Annotated in this window: 22 protein-coding genes; 19 read left to right on the forward strand and 3 right to left on the reverse strand. The window is 56.8% G+C overall.

Annotated features, from left to right (window positions below; translation table 11 throughout):
* The first annotated feature begins 20 nt into the window (after window positions 1-20).
* The 3 genes from phnC to phnE (DY250_RS10075) are packed head-to-tail and all read left to right on the forward strand — an operon-like array spanning window position 21 to window position 2,402.
* Window positions 21-779, forward strand: coding sequence for a phosphonate ABC transporter ATP-binding protein (phnC, locus tag DY250_RS10065; RefSeq protein WP_115612177.1), 759 nt, complete (start codon window positions 21-23; stop codon window positions 777-779).
* Window positions 776-1,588, forward strand: a complete 813-nt coding sequence (phnE, locus tag DY250_RS10070) for a phosphonate ABC transporter, permease protein PhnE (protein WP_115612178.1) — start codon at window positions 776-778, stop codon at window positions 1,586-1,588. The genes phnC and phnE (DY250_RS10070) overlap by 4 nt, the downstream gene beginning before the upstream one ends.
* Window positions 1,581-2,402: a phosphonate ABC transporter, permease protein PhnE gene (gene phnE / locus DY250_RS10075; RefSeq protein ID WP_115612179.1), complete on the forward strand. Its 822-nt coding sequence runs from the start codon at window positions 1,581-1,583 to the stop codon at window positions 2,400-2,402. Before phnE (DY250_RS10070) ends, phnE (DY250_RS10075) begins: the two co-directional genes overlap by 8 nt.
* Window positions 2,403-2,577: 175 nt before the next feature.
* On the opposite strand, the gene DY250_RS10080 is transcribed toward phnE (DY250_RS10075), so the two are convergent.
* The 3 genes from DY250_RS10080 to lptF are packed head-to-tail and all read right to left on the reverse strand — an operon-like array spanning window position 2,578 to window position 5,129.
* Window positions 2,578-3,000: a DUF192 domain-containing protein gene (locus DY250_RS10080; RefSeq protein ID WP_115612180.1), complete on the reverse strand. Its 423-nt coding sequence runs from the start codon at window positions 2,998-3,000 to the stop codon at window positions 2,578-2,580.
* A 21-nt stretch (window positions 3,001-3,021) separates the two neighbouring features.
* Window positions 3,022-4,077 carry an LPS export ABC transporter permease LptG gene (lptG, locus tag DY250_RS10085; RefSeq protein ID WP_245951103.1) on the reverse strand — a complete coding sequence of 352 codons (1,056 nt, stop codon included), beginning with the start codon at window positions 4,075-4,077 and terminating at the stop codon, window positions 3,022-3,024.
* Entirely contained in the window at window positions 4,077-5,129 is a 1,053-nt protein-coding gene (gene lptF, locus DY250_RS10090; RefSeq protein ID WP_115612181.1) for an LPS export ABC transporter permease LptF, read from the reverse strand. The genes lptG and lptF overlap by 1 nt, the downstream gene beginning before the upstream one ends.
* Before the next feature lie 85 nt (window positions 5,130-5,214).
* Between lptF and DY250_RS10095 the strand changes: the two genes are divergently transcribed.
* The 16 genes from DY250_RS10095 to tnaA all read left to right on the forward strand — a co-directional run bounded on the left by DY250_RS10095 (window position 5,215) and on the right by tnaA (window position 21,206).
* The gene (locus DY250_RS10095; protein ID WP_115612182.1) at window positions 5,215-6,666 is read left to right on the forward strand and encodes a leucyl aminopeptidase; all 1,452 of its coding nucleotides are present in this window, start codon (window positions 5,215-5,217) and stop codon (window positions 6,664-6,666) included.
* Window positions 6,666-7,295 carry a 16S rRNA (guanine(527)-N(7))-methyltransferase RsmG gene (gene rsmG, locus DY250_RS10100; RefSeq protein ID WP_115612183.1) on the forward strand — a complete coding sequence of 210 codons (630 nt, stop codon included), beginning with the start codon at window positions 6,666-6,668 and terminating at the stop codon, window positions 7,293-7,295. The genes DY250_RS10095 and rsmG overlap by 1 nt, the downstream gene beginning before the upstream one ends.
* The gene (locus DY250_RS10105) at window positions 7,292-8,059 is read left to right on the forward strand and encodes a ParA family protein (protein WP_115612184.1); all 768 of its coding nucleotides are present in this window, start codon (window positions 7,292-7,294) and stop codon (window positions 8,057-8,059) included. Before rsmG ends, DY250_RS10105 begins: the two co-directional genes overlap by 4 nt.
* A gap of 8 nt (window positions 8,060-8,067) precedes the next feature.
* Window positions 8,068-8,943, forward strand: a complete 876-nt coding sequence (locus tag DY250_RS10110) for a ParB/RepB/Spo0J family partition protein (protein ID WP_245951104.1) — start codon at window positions 8,068-8,070, stop codon at window positions 8,941-8,943.
* Between the two features lie 165 nt (window positions 8,944-9,108).
* A complete protein-coding gene (locus tag DY250_RS10115) occupies window positions 9,109-9,456 on the forward strand; it encodes an adenosylcobinamide-GDP ribazoletransferase (protein ID WP_115612828.1) in 348 nt (115 codons plus the stop codon).
* Between the two features lie 8 nt (window positions 9,457-9,464).
* Window positions 9,465-10,262 carry a FoF1 ATP synthase subunit A gene (locus DY250_RS10120; RefSeq protein ID WP_115612186.1) on the forward strand — a complete coding sequence of 266 codons (798 nt, stop codon included), beginning with the start codon at window positions 9,465-9,467 and terminating at the stop codon, window positions 10,260-10,262.
* A 35-nt stretch (window positions 10,263-10,297) separates the two neighbouring features.
* Complete coding sequence (atpE, locus tag DY250_RS10125; RefSeq protein WP_006984347.1) at window positions 10,298-10,573, forward strand: F0F1 ATP synthase subunit C; 276 nt, start codon at window positions 10,298-10,300, stop codon at window positions 10,571-10,573.
* 31 nt (window positions 10,574-10,604) lie between these two features.
* Window positions 10,605-11,075 carry a F0F1 ATP synthase subunit B gene (locus DY250_RS10130; protein ID WP_115612187.1) on the forward strand — a complete coding sequence of 157 codons (471 nt, stop codon included), beginning with the start codon at window positions 10,605-10,607 and terminating at the stop codon, window positions 11,073-11,075.
* Between the two features lie 3 nt (window positions 11,076-11,078).
* Window positions 11,079-11,624: a F0F1 ATP synthase subunit delta gene (locus tag DY250_RS10135; RefSeq protein ID WP_006984349.1), complete on the forward strand. Its 546-nt coding sequence runs from the start codon at window positions 11,079-11,081 to the stop codon at window positions 11,622-11,624.
* Between the two features lie 12 nt (window positions 11,625-11,636).
* Window positions 11,637-13,178: a F0F1 ATP synthase subunit alpha gene (gene atpA / locus DY250_RS10140; RefSeq protein ID WP_115612188.1), complete on the forward strand. Its 1,542-nt coding sequence runs from the start codon at window positions 11,637-11,639 to the stop codon at window positions 13,176-13,178.
* Window positions 13,179-13,188: 10 nt separating this feature from the next.
* Entirely contained in the window at window positions 13,189-14,061 is an 873-nt protein-coding gene (gene atpG, locus DY250_RS10145) for a F0F1 ATP synthase subunit gamma (protein WP_115612189.1), read from the forward strand.
* Between the two features lie 32 nt (window positions 14,062-14,093).
* Window positions 14,094-15,473: a F0F1 ATP synthase subunit beta gene (gene atpD / locus DY250_RS10150; protein ID WP_115612190.1), complete on the forward strand. Its 1,380-nt coding sequence runs from the start codon at window positions 14,094-14,096 to the stop codon at window positions 15,471-15,473.
* A 13-nt stretch (window positions 15,474-15,486) separates the two neighbouring features.
* The gene (locus DY250_RS10155) at window positions 15,487-15,903 is read left to right on the forward strand and encodes a F0F1 ATP synthase subunit epsilon (RefSeq protein ID WP_115612191.1); all 417 of its coding nucleotides are present in this window, start codon (window positions 15,487-15,489) and stop codon (window positions 15,901-15,903) included.
* Window positions 15,890-16,528 carry a tyrosine-protein phosphatase gene (locus tag DY250_RS10160; protein WP_115612192.1) on the forward strand — a complete coding sequence of 213 codons (639 nt, stop codon included), beginning with the start codon at window positions 15,890-15,892 and terminating at the stop codon, window positions 16,526-16,528. The genes DY250_RS10155 and DY250_RS10160 overlap by 14 nt, the downstream gene beginning before the upstream one ends.
* A gap of 304 nt (window positions 16,529-16,832) precedes the next feature.
* Complete coding sequence (locus tag DY250_RS10165; protein ID WP_115612193.1) at window positions 16,833-19,019, forward strand: TonB-dependent siderophore receptor; 2,187 nt, start codon at window positions 16,833-16,835, stop codon at window positions 19,017-19,019.
* A 768-nt stretch (window positions 19,020-19,787) separates the two neighbouring features.
* On the forward strand, window positions 19,788-21,206 hold the full coding sequence (gene tnaA / locus DY250_RS10170) for a tryptophanase (protein WP_115612194.1): 1,419 nt from the start codon (window positions 19,788-19,790) through the stop codon (window positions 21,204-21,206).
* The last annotated feature ends 16 nt before the right edge of the window (window positions 21,207-21,222 follow it).

A 21,222-nucleotide genomic window follows, 5' to 3' on the forward strand; every position in this document is an offset into this window, starting at 1 on the left:
ATGAATAAACGGGTAGAACTATGAGCACCGTGTTGCAAATCAGCGGCCTGACCAAGGCCTACAAGCCCGGTGCGCCGGTACTGAAAGGCATCGACCTGACGTTTGCGGGCAGCGGCCTGACGGCGATTATCGGCCCTTCCGGGACGGGAAAATCGACGCTGATCCGCATCATCAACCGCCTGATCGAACCCAGCGACGGCTCGATTCTCTTTAAAGGGGAAGAGCTTTCCCATATAAGAGGGCGCGCGCTGCGCGAAGCACGGCGGCGCATCGGCATGGTCTTTCAGGAATATAACCTCGTTGAACGCCTGTCCGTCATGGAAAACCTGCTCACCGGCCGCTTGGGCTATGTATCGCCGCTCAACGCCTGGCTGCGCCGCTTCCCCGCTGAAGATATTGCCTACGCTTACCGCCTGCTCGACATTGTCGGGCTGGCGGCTTTTGCCAACCAGCGCGCCGACAGTCTCTCCGGCGGGCAACGGCAGCGCGTCGGCATCGCCCGCGCCCTGATGCAGCGTCCGGAAATCCTGCTCGCCGACGAGCCGACTTCCTCGCTTGACCCGAAAACTTCGGTGGAAATCATGGAATTGCTGAAATCGCAGGGCATGGATAACCAGATTCCGGTGCTGGTCAACATTCACGATGTCAATTTGGCGCGCCGCTACGCCGACCGCATCGTCGGCATGACGGGCGGTAAAGTTGTCTTCGACGGCCCTCCCGCCGACCTGACCGATGCCGACCTGAACACGATTTACGGCGGCAAGGACTGGTTGCAATGAACGCGCCAGCCAAACCCACATACGCACCGCCGCCTGCCGGCGTTCGCCCCTTCCATACCTCCTGGGGCGCGCGCCTGCTCGCGCTGGCACTTGCCATTTACGCCTTCTACGCGCTGGGACAGCTCGATTTCTCTGCCGAACGCTTTATTAAGGGTATCGACAACGGTGGCCGCTTCCTCGCGCGCATGTTCCCGCCCAACTTCAAAGACTGGCAGCAACTGCTCACCGGTCTGGTGGAAAGCCTGCAAATCGCGGTGCTGGCGACCTTCTTCGGCGTGCTGCTCTCCCTGCCTATCGCCATCCTCGGCGCGCGCAACCTGATGCCCGCCTGGGCGACTTGGCCGGCGCGTTTCGTCGTTACCTTCTGCCGCGCCTTCAACCCGGTCATCGTCGCCATCATCTTCATCAAGGCGGTTGGCTTCGGCCCGCTCGCCGGTATCCTTGCGCTGATCGTTGCCTCTGTTGGCTTTGTCGGCAAACTGTTCATGGAAACCATCGAAGAGATTTCGATGAAGCAGATTGAAGCCGTGCGCGCAACCGGTGCACCCTTCATCTCCGTCGTCACCTACGGCGTGCTGCCGCAAGTGATGGCGCGCCTCGTCGGCTTCTGTACCTACCAGCTCGACGCGAACCTGCGCAACTCGACGATGGTCGGCATCGTCGGTGCCGGCGGTATCGGCGGCACCCTCTTCGCCGCCTTCCAGCGCTTCGAATACGATTTTGTCCTCGCCATATTGCTTACCATCATCGCGGTCGTCCTCCTCGGCGAACTGGCCGCCAACGCGGTAAAACGGATCTTCAATGTCTGAAATGAACACCCCCAACCTCGCGCTTGCCGAACGCCTGTGGCAGCGGCACACCCTCGGGCAAAAACTCGCCCGCACCGCCTTCTGGCTGGGCATCGGCATCGCCGTGCTGCTGTCTTTGCGTAACATCAACGTCATCTGGGAATTCCTCTGGGACGCGCCGGAACAAATGCTCGACATGGTGCGGCGCATGTTCCCGCCCGATTACGCCTACTACCGCGTCGCAGTGCATACGGCGCTGATGGAAACCTTCCACATCGCCACACTGGGCACCATCTTCGCCCTGATCGCCGCCCTGCCGCTCTCCATCCTGGCCGCGCACAACCTCACGCCCAACCGGGGACTGAACTTCCTTGCCAAAACGATGCTCGTCGCCAGCCGTTCCGTAAACTCACTCGTCTGGGCGCTGCTCTTCATCGCCGTCTTCGGCCCCGGCCCGCTGGCGGGTACCGCCGCCATTGCCTGCCGCTCCGTCGGCTTCGTCGGCAAACTGCTCGGTGAAGCGCTGGAAGAAGTGCCACGCGGTGCTATCGAAGCGCTGAAAGCAGCGGGCGCGACCCAAAGCAGCCAAATCCTTTACGGCTACTGGCCCGCCGTCAAACCCGCCTTCTGGTCCATCATGCTGCTGCGCTGGGACATCAACGTGCGCGAATCCTCGGTGCTTGGCCTGGTCGGCGCGGGCGGTATCGGCATGATCATGAACTCGGCCATTGACCTCTTCGAGTGGGACCGCGTTGCCGTCATCCTGCTGACCATCTTCGCCGTCGTCGTCATCGCCGAAATCGTCATCACCTACTTCCGCCGCCGCTTGCTCTGATTGGGCAATGGGTACAAAGAACAATCCCTTCCCTCGCAAGCGGGGAAGGGATTTTTTATGCACCAAAGCGACGAGCCCGCTCGCTTATCCCAATCCTAGGCATCAAGCGGAGAAAGCGGCGCAGTGAAGACCGTACACGGTAGTAGGCGAGACGCGCCAACGTTCTTGGGATGGATTACCGCCGTGCGGGTGGGACGGCGAGCAATCGCAACGGTTGCGTCGGCGGGATGAGGCGGTAACGGGCGCGGGTTTCAAGGACGTAGGCGACCCGGCCACGTCCTGGGTAGTGCGTACAGGGTTCGCTTAAGCAAGGCGTAGCGAGGTGGTAAGCGACGAGGCGGCCCGCCACATCGTAGTAGCGGATATCCAGCGGGATCAGGGTGTTTTTCATCCAGAAGGAAACAGGCTGCGGCGGGTCGAAGAGGAAAAGCATCCCTGTTCCCGGCGCCAGCCAGGGACGGTACATCAGACCGCGCATGCGGCTGGCGTCATCGGCGGCGATTTCGGCGCGGATGATGGCTTCGCCGTCGTGCAGCCAGACGTGGTCGGCATGGGCGGCAAGACTGAGCGTGAGGGCGGTGAGGGCGAGAGATTTCATAGGCGGTCGGGATGGGGCGTGTTATTGCCGGGTCAGCACGATAAGCGCGGGCACGGTGAAGAGGAGGATGGGCAGGGTGGCGCCGAGCAGCGGCGGCCAGTGGAGCAGCAGGGCAAGGTTGGCGATGACGCCGCTTGTGACGTAGTACGCAACGCCGAGCAGGATGCCGGTGACGAGGCGGGTGCCCTGCTGGCCGCTGCGGTTGCTGCCGAAGGCAAAGGGCAGCGCCAGGAGCACCATTGCCGCTGTGGTCAGCGGGGTGAGCAGGCGTTGCCAGTATTTGAGGCTTTCCTGGCGGTGGTTCAGGCCGTTCGCCGCCATGAAGCGGGTCAGGGTGTGCAGTTCGCGCAGGGTTTCCGCCGAGCCGATGGTGGCAAGGCTTTTGAGGTCTGCCGGGGTTGCGCCGTTTTCCCAGCGTGCGGGAGCGGGCAGGGTTTCTGTGTTTTCTGCGCCGGTGCGGTAGCGGCGCGGGTTTTCGTGCAGCCAGTCGGGGGCGGCGTAGGTGGCGCGATCGGCTTCGGTGATGGTGATATGGTCGGCATCGGCCTGGTAGTAGCGCAGGTGTTGCAGGCTGCCATCGGGGTTCAGGGCGCCAATGTGGATGATGGTATCGCGCTGTTTGAGCCAGATGCCCTGGGCTGTGGTGGTCTCTGCGCTTTCGCCGAGGGCGAGGTGATGGATGAGGCGGCTTTTCGCGGCGAGTTGCGGCGCGAAGGCTTCGCCGTTGACGATGTTAAGCACGCCAATGATGAAGGCGAGCAGTAATCCGGCGCGGGCGAGGCGCAGGCGCGAGATGCCCGCCGCGCGGACGACGGCGATTTCGTTCTGCGCGGCGAGTTGGCCGAGGCCCATGATGGTGCCGACGAGGACGGCGGCCGGGGTGAAGAGGATGAGTTTTTCCGGCAGGACGAGGAGTTGCTGGATGAGGAGGACGCGCAGGGTGTAGTGGCCGCGACCGAGGTCGTCCGCTTCGGCCGAGATTTGGATGATGAGGTCGACGCTGAGGAGGAAGACGAGGGTGATGAGGGTGGTAATGAGGATGGTGCGCAGCAAGTAGCGGTCGAAGCGGGTCAGCATCAGGCCCTCCTTGTATGGCGGTGCCAGGCGGCAAGGATGAGGGCAAGGACGGCGCTGTGCAGCCAGTAGCTGCCGGGCAGCGGCGCGAGTTGGTGTTTGCGGATGGCGACGGTTGCGAGGTCAAGCAGGTTGATGTAGAGGGCGAAGCCGATGAAGGCGGGCAGGATTTTCTGGTAGCGGCCCTGGCGTGGCTGGCTGCGTGCGAGGAGCGGCAGGCAGAGGGTGTAGATGATGAGGGCGAGGGCGGGGTTGCTGCGCGTCTGCCATTCGCTGAGGTGTTCGGGGCTGGCGCCGAGTTCGCTGGTCGGGATGTTGCGCAGGCGGGTGTTTTCGCCGGTGAGGGCGCTGGCGCCGGGCAGGCGCAGGTCGGCACTGTCGAAGGTAAAGAGGGTGGTACGGGTGGGCTCGTGATTATCCGTCCAGGCGAGGCGGCGGCCGTTGTTGAGGTAGAGGTGGCGTTCTTGTTCGCTGCCGCCGAGGCGGCCACTGTCGGCGAGGATGATGCTGTGGCCGTCAGGTTCCTGGTGGGCGATGAAGAAATCGCGCAGTTCGCCGTTTTCGATGGCGCCGGTGTGGACGACGGTGCCATCATCAAGGCGGCGGAAGGTGTTGGGGGTGAAGAGGATCATGCCCGCTTCCTGCTGGGCCTGTTGGCGCAGGCCTTCCTGGCTGCGATAGACGCCGGGCAGGATGGTGAGGCTGAGGATGAGCAGCAGCAGGCAGATGGGGGCGGCACACAGGATGAGGGCGCGGGTCTGGTGTCCGGGGGCGATGCCGCAGGCGAGGATGGCGCTGATTTCCTGGTCGCGGTAGAGGCGGCCAAGGGTCATCACGGCGGCGAGGACGAAGGCGATGGGCATGAGGACGACGAGGAAGCGCACGGCTTGCAGGCCGACGAGCTGCCATACGGCGCTCAAAGCCATGTTGCCGGCGGCTGCGGCAGCTAGCAGGGAGGAGAGGCGGAAGCTGAGGAGGATGGCGAGGAGGATGAGGTTGGTGGCGAGGAAAACGGCGAGGGTTTCGCGGATGAGGTAGCGGTAGAGTATCGGCATGGTGAGCGGGGTTTGTGCTATGCTTCACGCCTCTTTTTTGGCGCGTTTTCCGCGCAGTTTAGCCGAATTTTTGAGGTATCCGTTGATGAAATTTTCTTTGAAGGTGTGTGCGCCTGCCGAGTTGGCGGCGGATGTGTTGGCAGTGTCCGTGGCTGCCGATGGTGCGTTTTCTGCCTGCCTCGCCGCGCTGGACGCGGTGTCAGGCGGTTTTTTTGCCGCGCAGCGTGATGCGGGCAATTTCCCGCCCAAGGACGGGGTTTCGCGCCTGTTTGTGAATGTGCCGAATGTGGCAGCGTCGCGTGTGGTCGTGGTGCGCCATGACGGCACGGATGCGGCGCTGGAACGCGCGACAGCCACCGTGCAGGCGCTCGCAGATGAGTCCGGCTGGGGCAAGGTCGGGCTGCTGCTTGGCGATGGCGCGCATGCGGCTGATGTGATGGCGCGCGCGGCGGCCTATGCGGCGTACCGCTTCGATGCGTTCAAGTCAGACGCGGGCAAGGCGCGCAAGCATGAATGGCTGTTTGTCTGCGACCATCCGGAAAAGGCCGGGGTGCAGGCGGCACTGGAACTCGCCCATGCCTGGGCGCTGGGCAGTGCGTTCACCCGTGATCTGGTCAATATGCCGCCGAATGTCTGTACCCCGGCATGGCTGGGCGAGCAGGCCAAGGCACTGGCCAAGGCATATGCGCCACTGTCAGTGAATGTATTGAAACGCAAGGAAATCGAGGCGCTCGGTATGGGCGCGCTGCTCGGCGTGGCGCAGGGCAGCGCCAACGAGCCGCGTTTTATCGTCTTTGAACACCACCCTGCCAATGCGCAGAACGCGCAGCCGTTTGTGCTGGTCGGCAAAGGCGTGACTTTCGACACTGGCGGGATTTCCATCAAGCCATCGGCGGCGATGGACGAGATGAAGGGCGATATGGGCGGCGCGGCGGCAGTGTTTGGTGCGCTGAAAGCCCTGTGCGAAGCGGAATTGCCGCTGTATGTGGTCGGCCTCGTCGCCGCTGTTGAAAATATGCCGGACGGCAACGCCATCCGCCCCGGCGACATTCTGACTTCGATGTCCGGCAAGACAGTGGAAGTGCTCAATACCGACGCCGAAGGCCGCCTGATTCTGTGTGATGCCCTGACTTATGCCGCGCGTTACAAGCCGCAGGCGGTGATTGACATGGCAACCCTGACCGGTGCAATGGTAGTCGCCCTCGGCGGTGTGCGCAGCGGCCTCTTCGCCAATGATGACGCGCTAGCCGATGCACTCTTTGCCGCCGGTGAAGCTGCGCGCGATTTGGCGTGGAAAATGCCGCTTGACCCCGCTTATCGCGATATGTTGAAAAGCCCGTTTGCCGACTTGCCAAACATCTCCGGCTCGCGCGAAGCGGGTGCAGTCACAGCTGCCGCCTTCCTCTCGGCCTTCGTGGATTACCCCTGGGCGCACCTCGACATCGCCGGCAGTGCCTTCAAGGGCAGCACGCCGAAAGGCGGCACCGGCCGCCCCGTCGGCCTGCTGCTGGAATTTTTCCGCAACAAGGTTGTTTGATGCTGCCGCAAGCCGCCCTGGAACTGCTGGAACGCGGGCTGGACGCGCTGCCGTTTGCCGTCTCGCCTGAACAGCGGGCGCAACTCGCGCAATACCTGACTTTGCTTAACCGCTGGAATGCCGTGCATAACCTCACCGCCGTGCGCGATCCGCTGCAACAAGTGCCGCGCCACGTGCTGGACTGCCTTACCGTCATTCCCTATCTCGAAGATGCGCATACGCTGGCCGACATCGGTTCCGGCGCCGGACTGCCCGCGCTGCTGCTTGCGGTGATGCAGCCACAGCTTGCCGTGCTGGCAGTTGAAAGTAACGGCAAAAAAGCCGCCTTCATCCGCCAGGTGGTGACCGTATTGCAGCTGCCGAACGTGCAAGTCGCCGCGCAGCGGGCAGAAGACTGGCAGGGTGAGCCACAAGACATCATCATCAGCCGCGCCCTCGCCCCGGCAACCGCCTTCGTGCAAATGACCGCGCACTTCGGCGGCACGCACAGCCGCTGGTTACTGATGAAAGGGCGCGAAGCAGAAAACGTGGAGACCGCTGGCTTTACGCTGCACGCCGCCCACCCGCTGCATGTGCCCTGTCTTGACGCCGAACGGGTACTGCTTGACATCCGGCGGGAGGACACATGAGCCGCATCATCGCCATCACCAACCAGAAAGGCGGCGTCGGCAAAACCACCACCGCCGTCAGCCTCGCTGCCGTCTTCGCCGAAAACGGCGCAGACGTGCTGCTGATTGACATGGACCCGCAGGCCAACGCCACCGTCGCTTGCGGCGTGGACCGGCGCGGTGTCGAACATGGCGTCATGGACGTCATGCTAGGCACACGCAGCGTCGAAGACACCTGCCTCTATTGCGACAACTCGCGCATCTGGCTGATGCCCGCCAATGCCGACCTGACCGGTTCGGACGAAGCCCTCTTTCGCGAAAACATGCGCCACGCCCTGCTGAAAAAACACATCCACGGCTGGGCGGAACGCTTCGACTGGGTCTTCATCGACTGCCCGCCGACCCTCAACCTGCTCACCGTGAACGCGCTCGTCGCCGCGCACTACGTCCTCGTCCCCATCCAGTGCGAATACTTTGCGCTCGAAGGCGTCAGCGCCCTGCTCGATACCGTCGGCCAACTGCGTCAGACCGTCAACCCCGACCTGCGCGTCGCCGGCTTCATCCGCACCATGTACGACAACCGCTCGCGCCTTACCCGCGACGTCTCGGACAGCCTCGAATCCTACCTGAAAGGCCTGATGTTCACGACCGTGGTGCCGCGCAACGTGCGCCTCGCAGAAGCGCCCAGCTACGGCCTGCCTATCGTGCAATACGACACCAGCGCCAAAGGCGCCATCGCCTACCGCGAAATCGCCGCCGAACTCCAACAACGCCTCGGACAATGAAGGAACCCATGACCATGCAAAAACCCAAACGCGGCGGCCTCGGACGCGGCTTCGAATCCCTCTTGGGCGAAGCCGCCCGCGACGTTATCGCCCAGCCCGAATTCGAAGCCCTGAAACAAATTGACGCCGCCAAAATCCGCGCCGGCGTGTACCAGCCGCGCAAAGTCTTCCATGACGCCGCCCTGCAAGAACTCGCCCAATCCATCGCCGAGCACGGCATCCTGCAACCGCTCGTCGTGCGCCCCATCAGCGATGGCCAGTACGAAATCATCGCTGGCGAACGCCGCTTCCGCGCCAGCCGCATCGCCGGCCTCACCAAAATCCCCTGCGTCGTCAAAAACTACACCGACCAGCAGGCGCTCGCCGTCGCCCTGATCGAAAACCTGCAACGCAGCGACCTCAACATCCTCGAAGTCGCGAGCGCCCTGCAACAACTCGTGCAGGACTTCAAACTCACCCACGAAAAAGCCGCCGAACTCGTTGGCCGCTCACGCTCGGCGGTGACCAACATCCTGCGCCTGCTCGAACTGAGCGAGCCGGTCAAAGAAGCACTCTACAATAATGACATCGAAATGGGCCACGCCCGCGCCATGCTGACCCTGGGCACAATCCAGCAAAAAAAACTGCTGGCGGAAACCCTCGAACGCGGCTACAGCGTGCGGCAAGTCGAAGCGCGGGTCAGACAACTGCAAAAAGACCCTGACACACCGCCCGCTCCGACCCCGCGCGACATCAACATCGGCGCACTGGAAGAACGCCTGAGCGGCTTCCTCGGTTACCATGTCACCATCCGCCACGGCAGCAAAGGGCGTGGCAGCGTCACCCTCAAATACAACAACCTTGACGAACTTGACGGCATCCTCGCCAAATGGGGCTTCAAATAACCCTGAAATAACTGCCAAGTGGATAGTCACGCAGTTTATCGCTGAAGTACAACGATCCAGGCAGTTACCATAAAGAAAATAATAAAGAAAAAATTAGAGACATTACCAAAACATGGAAATCCGTTGACCCTTGTCGGGCAAGCTCTTATAATCCGCGGCCTACCAATGAAGGAAACCCTAAAATATCTGCTGAAAATACAAAGTATTATCTTGATAGCATTGATACTTTGTGTTCTCTTAAGCCCATGGCGTGCGGCAGTAACCGCCGTACTATTAGGTGGCGTGCTTTGCTTATTGACCATCGTGCAGGCGCTGCTGATATTTTGCCGATTACCGGATGTCTTGCCCACACAACGGTTTTTACGCGCCGCTAAGCAGGCTGAAATACGGAAATGGCTGATCGTTGCCATCTTGGGCACGATACTCGTGCAACACTGGCAACCATTGGGTGTACTCACCGGTTTCGCAATACCCTACACTACCGCCTATTTTTGGGCAATTTTGAAAAAATAGAGGAACATATGGCCGGACAGACTGCTGCGGAAATCATCAATCACCATATGACCAACCTGAGCATTGGCGAAGGTTTCTATTCTCTGCATATTGACACTCTCTTCTTTTCCATTCTGCTCGGCAGCCTCTTCTGCTGGTGGATGCGCAGAATGGCGTTGCGCTCCCTGCAACACGTTGAAAATAACGAACCGCCATCCTTTGCTGCCAACGTCGCCGAAGTGATCTTTGAATTTATTGACGGCACCATCAAAGACTTTTTTGGCAAATCGCGCGCCGACATCGGCTCACTTGCTTTCACCATCTTCTGCTGGGTTTTGCTTTGGAACGTCATGGACATGATTCCAGTTGATTTCCTGCCCAGTGTTGCCGCCCAGTTTGGCATCCATCATTTGAAAATCGTACCTTCAACCGATGCCAACACTACCTTCGCGCTTTCCATTACCGTTATTACCCTGACCTATATCTACCTCTTCAAAAACTACAAACCGCTTGGCTTCATTAAAGCATTGGGCGGACATCCTTTTGAAGCAAAAAGCCTTTTAGGACAAATCATTCTTTATCCGCTCAACTTGGCGCTGAAAATAGTTGAAGACTTGGCCAAGGTTATTTCGCTTTCGCTGCGGCTATTCGGCAACCTCTTTGCTGGTGAGCTGGTCTTTATCCTGATCGCTTTCCTGCCGTGGTTTGTGCAATTCATCCCTGGCGGAGTATGGATAATCTTCCACATTCTGATCGTAGTGCTGCAAGCCTATGTCGCCATGGTGTTGTCTGTCGTCTACCTATCGATGACTGAACCACATCACTAACTTTTTTCCTTTCACTTAATTAATTGGAGGTTCCCATGGAAAAAATCGCCGCTATTGCCCAACTGCAAGGCGCAACCGTTATCGCTGCTGCGATCATCCTCAGCCTTGCCGCTTTGGGTACGGCTCTCGGCTTCGGTCTGCTCGGTGGCAAATACATCGAAAGCAGCGCCCGCCAGCCGGAAATGATGAACCCGCTACAAGTCAAATTCTTCATCATTGCCGGTCTCTTGGACGCCGTTTCCATGATTGGTGTGGTTATCGCATTGATCCTCGTTTTCGGCAACCCGCTGCTGAGTGCGTTGAACGGCTAATCACGGCGAACCGCCGGAAGGTGTCTGCAACATGAATCTCAATCTGACGCTGATTGGCCAGATCGGCACATTCCTCGTTCTGTGGTGGTTTACCCACAAATTTATTTGGCCACTTTTTGCCGAGGCTATGGAAAAACGCCGCCAAAAGATTGCCGATGGGCTGAGCATGGCGGATAAAGCGAAACACAGCGTTGCCGCCGCCGAAGAAGAAACTGCGCGCATCATCGCGCAGGCCAAGACTCAGGCAACCGAAATTGTCGGGCGTGCACAAAAACAGGCAGAACAACTGGTTGTGGATGCGCGTATCGAGGCAAAAAACGCTGGTGAACGTGAGATCGCGGCGGTACGCGATAACTTTGAGCAGGAAAAACGCAAAGCTCGCGAAGCACTGCGCGGGCAAGTCGCCGAACTGGTGATTCAGGGGACCGAAAAAGTAATTGGTCGCGAAGTTAAAACTGATGACCATAAACGCCTACTGGATGAACTGAGCGAGAAACTGTAAATCATGGCTGAGTCAAAAACCGTTGCCCGTCCTTACGCCAAAGCCATTCTTGCTAACGCAAGCGATGGTAAAGCGCAGCAACAATGGCAACAATTTCTGCATACCGCAAAAGCTGTTATGCAGTCACCGGAAGTGCCAGAACATTTAGCTCTACCGGGATTCTTGTCCCAGTTGCAGGACTGGTTAGAACAACTGCTGAAAAAACAGCGCAGGCACGGTCTTTATAGCGAAGAAAATAACCTGCTGCGTTTACTGGAAGAACACGATCGCATTGCCATACTGCCGGAAATAGCCGACATCTACGACGAACTGCTCTACGCCAAAAGCGATGTCTGCATGGTACATATCACGACTGCGCAGTCGCTCTCGTCTGCTGAAGAAAAAAGCTTGCAGATGCTGATGCAGGAAAAGACCGGGCGCGATGTGGTACTGGACATCCATGAAGACGCCGCACTGCTTGCGGGCGTGATAATAGAATACGACGGACTGGTCATTGACCAGACACTGCGGGGCAGAATCGCCGAATTTGCCCAGAAACTCGATGACTAGGGGAAACGAAGAATGCAACTTAATCCTGCTGAAATCAGCGGCTTTATTCAGGAAAAAATAGCCGACTACGACAACAAAGTCGAAAGCAAAGCTGAAGGTACCATCATCAGTCTTTATGATGGTGTTGCTCGTGTACAAGGCCTGCGTCAGGCAATGTTGGGGGAAATGATTGCATTCCCCGGCGGTGTTTATGGATTGGCACTCAACCTTGAGCGTGACAGCGTCGGCGTCGTTATCCTTGGCGAATACGATCATTTGTCGGAAGGCGATAAAGTTACCTGTACCGGTAGGATCTTGGAAGTTCCGGTAGGAAGCGAACTCTTAGGCCGCGTTGTTAATGCTTTGGGTCAACCCATTGATGGTAAAGGTGATATCAAGACGCTTGCGACCTCACCCATTGAGAAAATTGCTCCTGGCGTTATCGAACGCCAATCCGTTGACCAGCCGTTGCAAACCGGCTTGAAATCCATTGACTCTATGGTGCCAATCGGACGTGGACAACGCGAGCTGATTATCGGCGACCGTCAAACGGGGAAAACCGCGATTGCTGTTGACGCCATCATCAACCAGCGTGATACCGGTGTGAAATGTATCTACGTTGCTATTGGACAAAAAGCCTCCTCTATCGCAGCTGTCGTGCGCAAACTGGAAGAGCACGATGCACTCAAGCACACCATCATAGTTGCCGCAACCGCCTCCGATTCCGCCGCGATGCAATATATCGCCCCTTATGCCGGTTGTGCCATGGGTGAATATTTCCGTGACCGTGGCGAAGACGCCCTGATCGTTTACGATGATCTGACCAAGCAGGCATGGGCCTATCGTCAAGTTTCTTTGCTGCTGAAACGTCCGCCGGGTCGTGAAGCTTATCCGGGCGACGTGTTCTACCTGCATTCCCGCTTGCTGGAACGCGCGGCACGCATCAATGCCGACGAAGTTGAGCGCCTGACCAAAGGAGAAGTCAAGGGTAAAACGGGCTCTCTGACCGCACTACCAATTATCGAAACTCAAGCGGGTGACGTTTCCGCCTTCGTGCCAACCAACGTTATTTCCATCACGGATGGACAAATCTTCCTGGAGACTGACTTGTTCAATGCCGGTATCCGTCCCGCTATCAACGCCGGTCTCTCAGTATCGCGTGTCGGCGGTGCCGCACAAACCAAGGTCATCAAAAAACTGGGCGGCGGTGTACGCCTTGCCTTGGCGCAATACCGCGAGCTTGCCGCATTCGCCCAATTCGCTTCCGACCTTGACGACGCCACCCGCAAACAGCTCGAGCGCGGTCAACGTGTCACTGAGTTGATGAAGCAGAAACAATTCTCGCCGATGAGCGTTGCTGAAATGAGCGTCTCACTGTTTGCCGCAGAAAACGGCTTCTTGGATGATATTCCGGTGGAAAAAATCCAGGCCTACGAACAGGCTCTTTTGCAATATATGCACAGCGACCATCAGGTCCTTCTAGATAAAGTCAACGAACGTGGAATCTATGATGACGAAATCCGACAAGGATTTGGCACTGCATTAAACGCGTTCAAAGACAAAGGCGCTTGGTGAGGAAACAGCCATGTCTAATGCCAAGGACATCCGTTCGCAGATAAAAAGCATCAAGAGCACGCAGAAAATTACCAAAGCCATGCAAATGGTCGCGGCATCAAAAATGCGGCGTTCGCAGGATGCGATGCTGGAAGGACGCCCTTATGTTGAAAACATCCTGCGCGTTATCGCGCACTTGCTAAAAGCACACGGCGAAACTCCGCATCCATTTTTTAATGAGACACGCGATAACATTAAAAAAGTGGGCTATATCGTTATCAGTACTGACCGTGGCTTGTGTGGCGGTTTGAACATTAACCAGTTCAAAGCCCTACTGGCGCATGTGCAGGAATGGAGCAACAAAGGTTGCGAAGTAGAGTTCAGCATCTTTGGTCGCAAGGGCATTGCCTTCGTCAACCGCATGAATGGCCATATCATGACCAGCGTGGATGCCTATGGTGATAACCCTCCGTTGCGCGAATTGATTGGCGGCATCAGCTCCATGATTGATGCCTACCGCGTGGGCGAAATCGACCGCGTCTATCTGGTCGGTAACCGCTTTGTCAACACCATGACGCAAGAGCCAAATATCGTTCAGTTCTTGCCAGCGACCATTGTCGTTAATGACAAATACGTGCCCGAACACGCTTGGACTTATGAATACGAGCCCGGTGTTGAGCAGATTCTCGACAAACTGGCGGTGCGTTATCTGGAATCCGTAGTCAAACAAGCGGTAGCGGAGAATATTGCCTGTGAAATGTCGGCGCGGATGATTGCGATGAAGAACGCATCTGACAATGCCGCCAACCTGATTGGCGAGCTGGAATTGCAATATAACAAAGCCCGTCAGGCCGCGATTACGCAAGAACTGACGGAGATCGTCGGCGGCGCAGCAGCCGTATGAGACGAAACGGATTGAATTAACAAGAGGTGAAGATGAGTACCGGAAAAATCGTTCAAGTCATCGGCGCGGTAGTCGATATCGAATTCCCCGAAGACGCAGTGCCGAAAATTAACGATGCACTGGTTGCAGAAAAAGGCGGCACCGTATTTGAAGTGCAGCAACAATTGGGGGACGGTGTTGTACGGACAATCACCATGGGTTCCTCGGAAGGACTAACGCGCGGCATGGAAGTGAAGAACACCGGCAACCCGATTACCGTACCTGTCGGCAAAGCCACCTTGGGACGCATCATGAACGTCTTGGGCGAAGCAATTGACCACGGTCCAGAGATTGACGCCGAAGCGCATTGGGGTATCCACCGCAAAGCTCCTGCTTATGACGAACTGGCCAACTCTACCGAGTTGCTGGAAACCGGCATCAAAGTTATCGACCTACTCTGCCCCTTCGCCAAAGGTGGTAAAGTCGGCCTCTTCGGCGGTGCGGGTGTCGGCAAGACTGTCAACATGATGGAGCTGATCCGTAACATCGCTATTGAGCACAGCGGCTATTCAGTCTTCGCCGGCGTTGGCGAGCGGACGCGCGAAGGTAACGACTTCTACTACGAAATGAAAGAATCCAACGTGCTCGACAAAGTATCGCTGGTCTATGGACAAATGAACGAGCCGGCCGGTAACCGCTTCCGTGTCGCCCTGACCGGCCTCACCATGGCGGAATATTTCCGTGACGAAGGCCGTGACGTTCTCTTTTTCGTGGATAACATCTACCGCTACACCCTGGCCGGTACCGAAGTATCCGCATTGCTTGGTCGGATGCCGTCTGCGGTGGGCTATCAGCCGACGCTGGCGGAAGAAATGGGCAAACTGCAAGAACGCATCACCTCGACCAAGACCGGATCCATCACCTCAATTCAAGCCGTATATGTCCCAGCGGACGACCTGACCGACCCCTCTCCGGCAACTACCTTTGCCCACTTGGATGCAACCGTTGTATTGTCGCGGCAAATCGCCGAACTTGGTATCTACCCGGCCGTTGACCCGCTGGATTCTACCTCACGCCAGCTTGATCCCTTGATTATCGGCGACGAACACTACGAAACTGCACGCCGCGTCCAGGGCGTCCTGCAACGCTACAAAGAACTGCGCGACATCATCGCTATCCTCGGTATGGACGAACTGTCAGAAGAAGACAAGCAAGTTGTCTATCGTGCACGGAAAATCCAACGTTTTCTGTCCCAACCCTTCTTTGTTGCTGAGGTGTTCACCGGTTCTGCCGGCAAATACGTCCCGCTTAAAGAAACTATCCGTGGCTTCAAAGGCATCGTTGACGGCGAATACGATCACATCCCAGAGCAAGCCTTCTACATGGTTGGCACCATTGATGAAGTGCTGGCTAAAGCCGAGACCGTAAAATAAACGGGGGACCGACATGGCGAACACCTTTCACGTCAGCATGGTCAGCGCCGACCGCCAGCTATACAGCGGGGAAGCGGAGCGCCTTGTCGCGACCGCCGAACGCGGCGAACTGGGCATCCTCGCCGGCCACGCTCCATTTCTTTCCATTCTCAAAGCGGGGCAAGTCCGCCTGACTCTGCCGGATAGCAAAGAAGAAGTCATCTACATCTCCGGCGGCTTTATCGAAGTACAGCAAGGACAGACCATCATCCTCGCCGATGACGCCGAACGTGCCGAGCAACTTGACGAAGAACGCGTTCGTGAAGCCCGTCGGCGTGCCGAAGAAAAAATGCGCGACAAAACCAGTACGAAACTTGAACTGGCTCGCGCGCAAGCTGAACTGGCACAAACTATGGCCCAACTTGCCGCCATCCGCCGTGCCAAAAATTAAGCGACTAACCACCGTCCTCGCGGTACTGCTCTGCCTACTGGCAAGCAGCACCGTTTCTTATGGAGAAAACGCAACATCTCCGACTATCACCGCCCAAGAACGTGCGGTGCTTTTGGCAAGAACAAATCACCTGCACGAAGTCACGCCGACCCTCTATCGCAGTGAACAACTGGACCAAGATGACACCGCCTTGTTACAGGCGCTGAACATCCGCACCATCATCAACCTGCGCTACTTCAACCGCAACAATGACCACCGTCACTTTGGCCATACCGACATCCGCATCATCAATATCCCGCTGCTGACTTGGGACATTGAGGTTGAAGAAATGGCGCAAGTGCTGTACACCATCGAACAAAGCGAAAAATACGGCAGCGTACTGGTGCATTGCTACCGCGGCGAAGATCGCACCGGTCTGACTATCGGTCTCTATCGTATCCTTTATCAGAACTGGAGCTCCACAGACGCAGAAGCGGAAATGCGTCGCTACGGCTACAACCGCATCTGGCGCAATATCCCCCACTTCTACAAGCCGAAGAAAATCGCCGCCGTACGCCGCGCTCTGGAAGCGCTACGTCGCAGCGATGAATTTACCGCCCTCTTCCGCCTGAACCATCACGGATAAAATACTGCCGCCAGCAAAACGCTAGCAGTTAAATTTTGGTGATGTCATTGATCAAGTAATACACGAGAGACGTAGTTCGCACCAATTCTTGTCTGTGGGTGCGTGCTAATGTGGTGGGTATGGCGATTGGGACGATTTCATGATTTTCCCAGCTAGTTAACGGGAAGATGACGCCGTTTGTGGCAAAAAATGATGGGGAAACTGTGGTAGAAATGACACAGAAACCTTTCCAAGCCCGCCGGAAAGCCGTTATCATGACGGCAGGTTAACACCTCATTCATTCGCAAACACTCAAGGAACCGCCATGAAGAACCACACCTTCCCGCATACCACCCTAGCCACTGCCTTGTTACTTGCCTGCACTTGTGCTGCCGCACAGCAAGGCAACACGGCATCGGCAGCCGTCAACGTTGCTGCCACCAAAACCACCACCGATAGCAGAATTAACCTCTACCGCATCTCCTCCCTGCACAACACCACCGGCCTTGAATTGCGCCAGCGTGAAGTCCCGCAAAGCGTGACCGTGATTGATCAGGATGAGCTGAAAGCACGCGGTATCCATGATATGGCAGGCGCACTGAAAACCGGCGGCGTGAATGTCGTCCGCGATGAAGGCGGGCACTACCGCTACCAGACGCGCGGCTTCAATATTGACCAAATTGAAGAAGACGGCCTCTCTACCAGTCTGCATGGTGCCTATGGCAATCCCTACCACAATTCACAAAGCCCGAGCGATCTTGCCATCTACGAGCGCATAGAAGTTGTGCGTGGTGCGACCGGTCTCACCCAGGCAAACGCCGAACCGGGCGGCACCATCAGCGCTGTGCGTAAAAAACCGACTGCCGAACGCCGCATCGGTGGCGACATCAGCGTGGATCGCTACGGCAAAGTCTATAGCACCGTTGACGCAAGCGGCGCGCTGGATCCCGAGAAAACCCTGCGCGCACGCGTCATCAGCGTCGTCAGCAAAGACAAAACCTTCAAGGATGACGTAGACGGCAGCCATTACCTCGTCTATGGCGTCGCCGAAAAAGATGCCGGCGCAACGACCACTGTCACCCTCGGCGGCATGATGCAAAACAGCCACGGTCACCCAGACCCCTACGGGCTGCCGCAAGCTAATATCGCCTTCCCGCGTGACAAGAGCCTCGGCTTCAAATGGAATAAAGACGACTACAACAAAGCCAACTTCTTTGCCGGTACAGAAACCCGCTTCAACGACGACTGGAAACTCAACACCAAAGTCAGCTACACCCGTAACGACTCCATGAGCGCCTTTGGTGCGCTGGCCAACGAAAACCCCGGTTACAGCGGCCTTACCCGTGGTGCCACCCTCCCGCTGAACGGCCTGAACCGCTACGACAACGCTGGCCGTCAGGCTGCTGCACAAATCGCACTCAGCGGCAAATACCGCCTCTTTGGCCGCGAACACGACGCCTTTACCAGCTATACCTTCGGCCAGGAAGCCAGCAATACCCGCTGGAAACGCATCCGTAACAACACCGCCTACAACCCCTATACCTTCCAAGGCAATGAAATTGCCTATCCGGGATGGGGCGATTACATTGACCGCACCTACTACGGCAGCAAACAGAAAACTCATGCCTTCAACCTCGGCACCCGCGTCAATGCGCTTGACAACCTGCACATACTGGGCGGCGCGCGCTACACCCATTGGAGCGGACGTGAATTTACCGACTACAACTGGTGGAACGACCAGCCGGACAACACCGCTGACCGCAACGACAAACAAAGTCGCAGCCGCGTCACCCCCTACCTTGGCATCACCTACGACATAAACGCCAACAACAGCCTTTACACCCATTACAGCAGCATCTTCAAGCCGCAGTACTACCGCGACAACAAGGGCAACTTCCTGAGCCCCGTGACCGGCAACAGCTATGAAGTCGGCTGGAAAGGCGAATGGTTGGGCGGCAAACTCAACACCAGCATTGCCCTTTATCAAATAGAACAAAAAAACCGCCCCGTGCAACTGGCACTTGCCTCCGGACAAGAATACGCCGCCGCACACGGCAAAATCCGCAGCCGTGGCCTGGATGCCGAAGCCACCGGCAACATCACTGATGCCTGGAAAATCAACGCCGGCTACACCTACAACAGCAGCAAATACCAGAAAAACGAAAACGTACGCGACCTGAAAGGCGGCAATGCCAGCAAACACACACCGAAACACCAGATGCGCCTCTACACCAGCTACCGCCTGCCGGGGGCTGCGGAAAAATGGACCATCGGTGGCGGCATGAACTACCAGAGCAGCACCAGCAGCCTGTGGGGCGTCGAACAAAAAGGCTATGCCCTCTTCAACGCTGACGTGCAGTTCAAAATCAACGACCAATTCAACGTTGGCCTTGCCCTGGAAAACATCACCAACAAGCACTACTTCGAAAACCACCCGACGCGCATGAACGGTGCCAACAATTACCTTGGCGAACCGCGCAACATCATGCTCAACTTCCACTGGGAACTCTGAGAATCGCCACCCACAAAAGCCCCGCCAAGCGGGGCTTTTTCATAAGCCGTATTCCTAGAGACAAGAGCGTGACCCAGTAATGACACCGCTTGCCGAGCCCAATAACCACGCCGCTTGGCCGACTCAGTAACCACGCCGCTTGACAAACCCAGTAATGACGCCGCTTGGCAAACCCAGTAACCACGACGCTTGGCAAACCCAGTAACCACGACGCTTGGCAAACCCAGTAACCACGACGCTTGGCAAACCCAGTAACCACGACGCTTGGCAAACCCAGTAACCACGCCGCTTGGCAAACCCAGTAACCACGCCGCTTGGCAAACCCAGTAACCACGACGCTTGGCAAACCCAGTAACCACGCCGCTTGGTGACAAACTCAGTATTTATGTAACTTGCTATCTTCCTACTCTCTTTGGTGAGTCCCTTTGAAATCAAGCGCTCCTGAGCAAGGTTATTCCACATTTTTACGCACAAGGTCACATTTCACCATCAAAAGACAGATATTTATTGCGGTTTTCAACAGAACGGACTACATTATCCTCAACAGGTAAACGGTTTTCCGCAGCCTGTTGCGTCAATTCCTGTCAGTCCGAGGAATATTTTATGTGTACCGCTATATTCCCCTTCATTCACTGGTTCAATCTGGATCATGTCCTTTCAGCAAGTTTTCCGTAGTATTTGTGTATTTTATACGAATGCTTTTATACTTTTTTGTCTTTAATTTTGTCTGTGACAATTCTTGTTTTTTCTTTTTAGAGGATAATTTTCATGGAAAACTTTACCCATATTCCCGAACCTTTCCGTATTCGTGTTATTGAACCGGTAAAAAGGACGACGCGCGAGTATCGCGAAAAGGCTATTGTTAAAGCAGGCATGAATCCGTTTTTGCTCGATAGTGAGGATGTGTTTATTGATTTACTGACAGATAGCGGTACTGGTGCCGTCACGCAGGATATGCAGGCCGCCATGTTGCGCGGTGATGAGGCTTATAGCGGCAGCCGCAGTTATTACGCCCTTGCCCGCGCAGTCAAGGAGATTTTTGGCTATGACTATACGATTCCGACGCACCAGGGACGCGGTGCCGAGCAGATTTATATTCCGGTGTTAATCAAGAAGCGCGAGCAGGAAAAGGGGCTGGACCGCAGCAAGATGGTCGCTTTTTCTAATTATTTTTTTGATACGACGCAGGGGCACAGTCAGATTAATGGCTGCACGGTGCGCAATGTTTATACGAAAGAAGCTTTTGATACCGGCGTTAAATCCGATTTCAAGGGTAATTTTGATTTGGAGAAATTGGAAGCGGGTATTCAGGAAGTAGGCGCAGCCAATGTGCCTTATATTGTCTGCACGATTACTTGTAATTCTGCCGGTGGCCAGCCGGTTTCTATTGCCAATTTGCGCGGTATGTATGCGGTTGCGCAGAAGTATGATATTCCGGTGGTAATGGATTCGGCGCGTTTTGCCGAGAATGCTTATTTTATCCAGCAGCGTGAGCCCGGCTATAAGGATAAGTCTATTGAAGAGATTACTTTCGAGAGTTATCAGTATGCCGACATGCTCGCCATGTCCGCGAAGAAGGATGCGATGGTACCGATGGGCGGCCTGTTGTGCGTGAAGAATGAACGCTACCAGGATGTTTATACGGAATGCCGCACGCTCTGCGTGGTGCAGGAAGGTTTCCCGACTTACGGCGGGCTGGAAGGCGGCGCGATGGAGCGGCTGGCGGTCGGCCTGCGTGATGGTATGCGTCAGGACTGGCTCGCTTACCGCATCGGACAGGTGGAGTATCTGGCCAACCGTCTGGAAGCCATCGGTGTGGTTTGCCAGCAGCCGGGCGGTCACGCGGCTTTTGTTGATGCCGGCAAGTTGTTGCCGCATATTCCGCAGGAGCAGTTCCCCGCCCAGGCGCTCGCCTGCGAGTTATATAAGGTCGCCGGTATCCGTGCAGTAGAAATCGGCTCGTTCCTGCAAGGCCGCGACCCGAAGACGGGCAAGCAGCTGCCCTGCCCTGCCGAGTTGCTGCGCCTGACGATTCCACGCGCCACTTATACGCAGTCGCACATGGACTTCATCGTCGAGGCGTTCAAACAGGTCAAGGCCAACGCGCCGAAAATCAAAGGGTTAACTTTCACTTATGAGCCGAAGGTGCTGCGGCACTTCACCGCGCTCCTGAAGGAAGTCGGTTAATTTTCCGGGCGCGGTT

Origin of the sequence: Cardiobacterium valvarum, assembly GCF_900460955.1 — a bacterium.
GTDB lineage: Bacteria > Pseudomonadota > Gammaproteobacteria > Cardiobacteriales > Cardiobacteriaceae > Cardiobacterium > Cardiobacterium valvarum.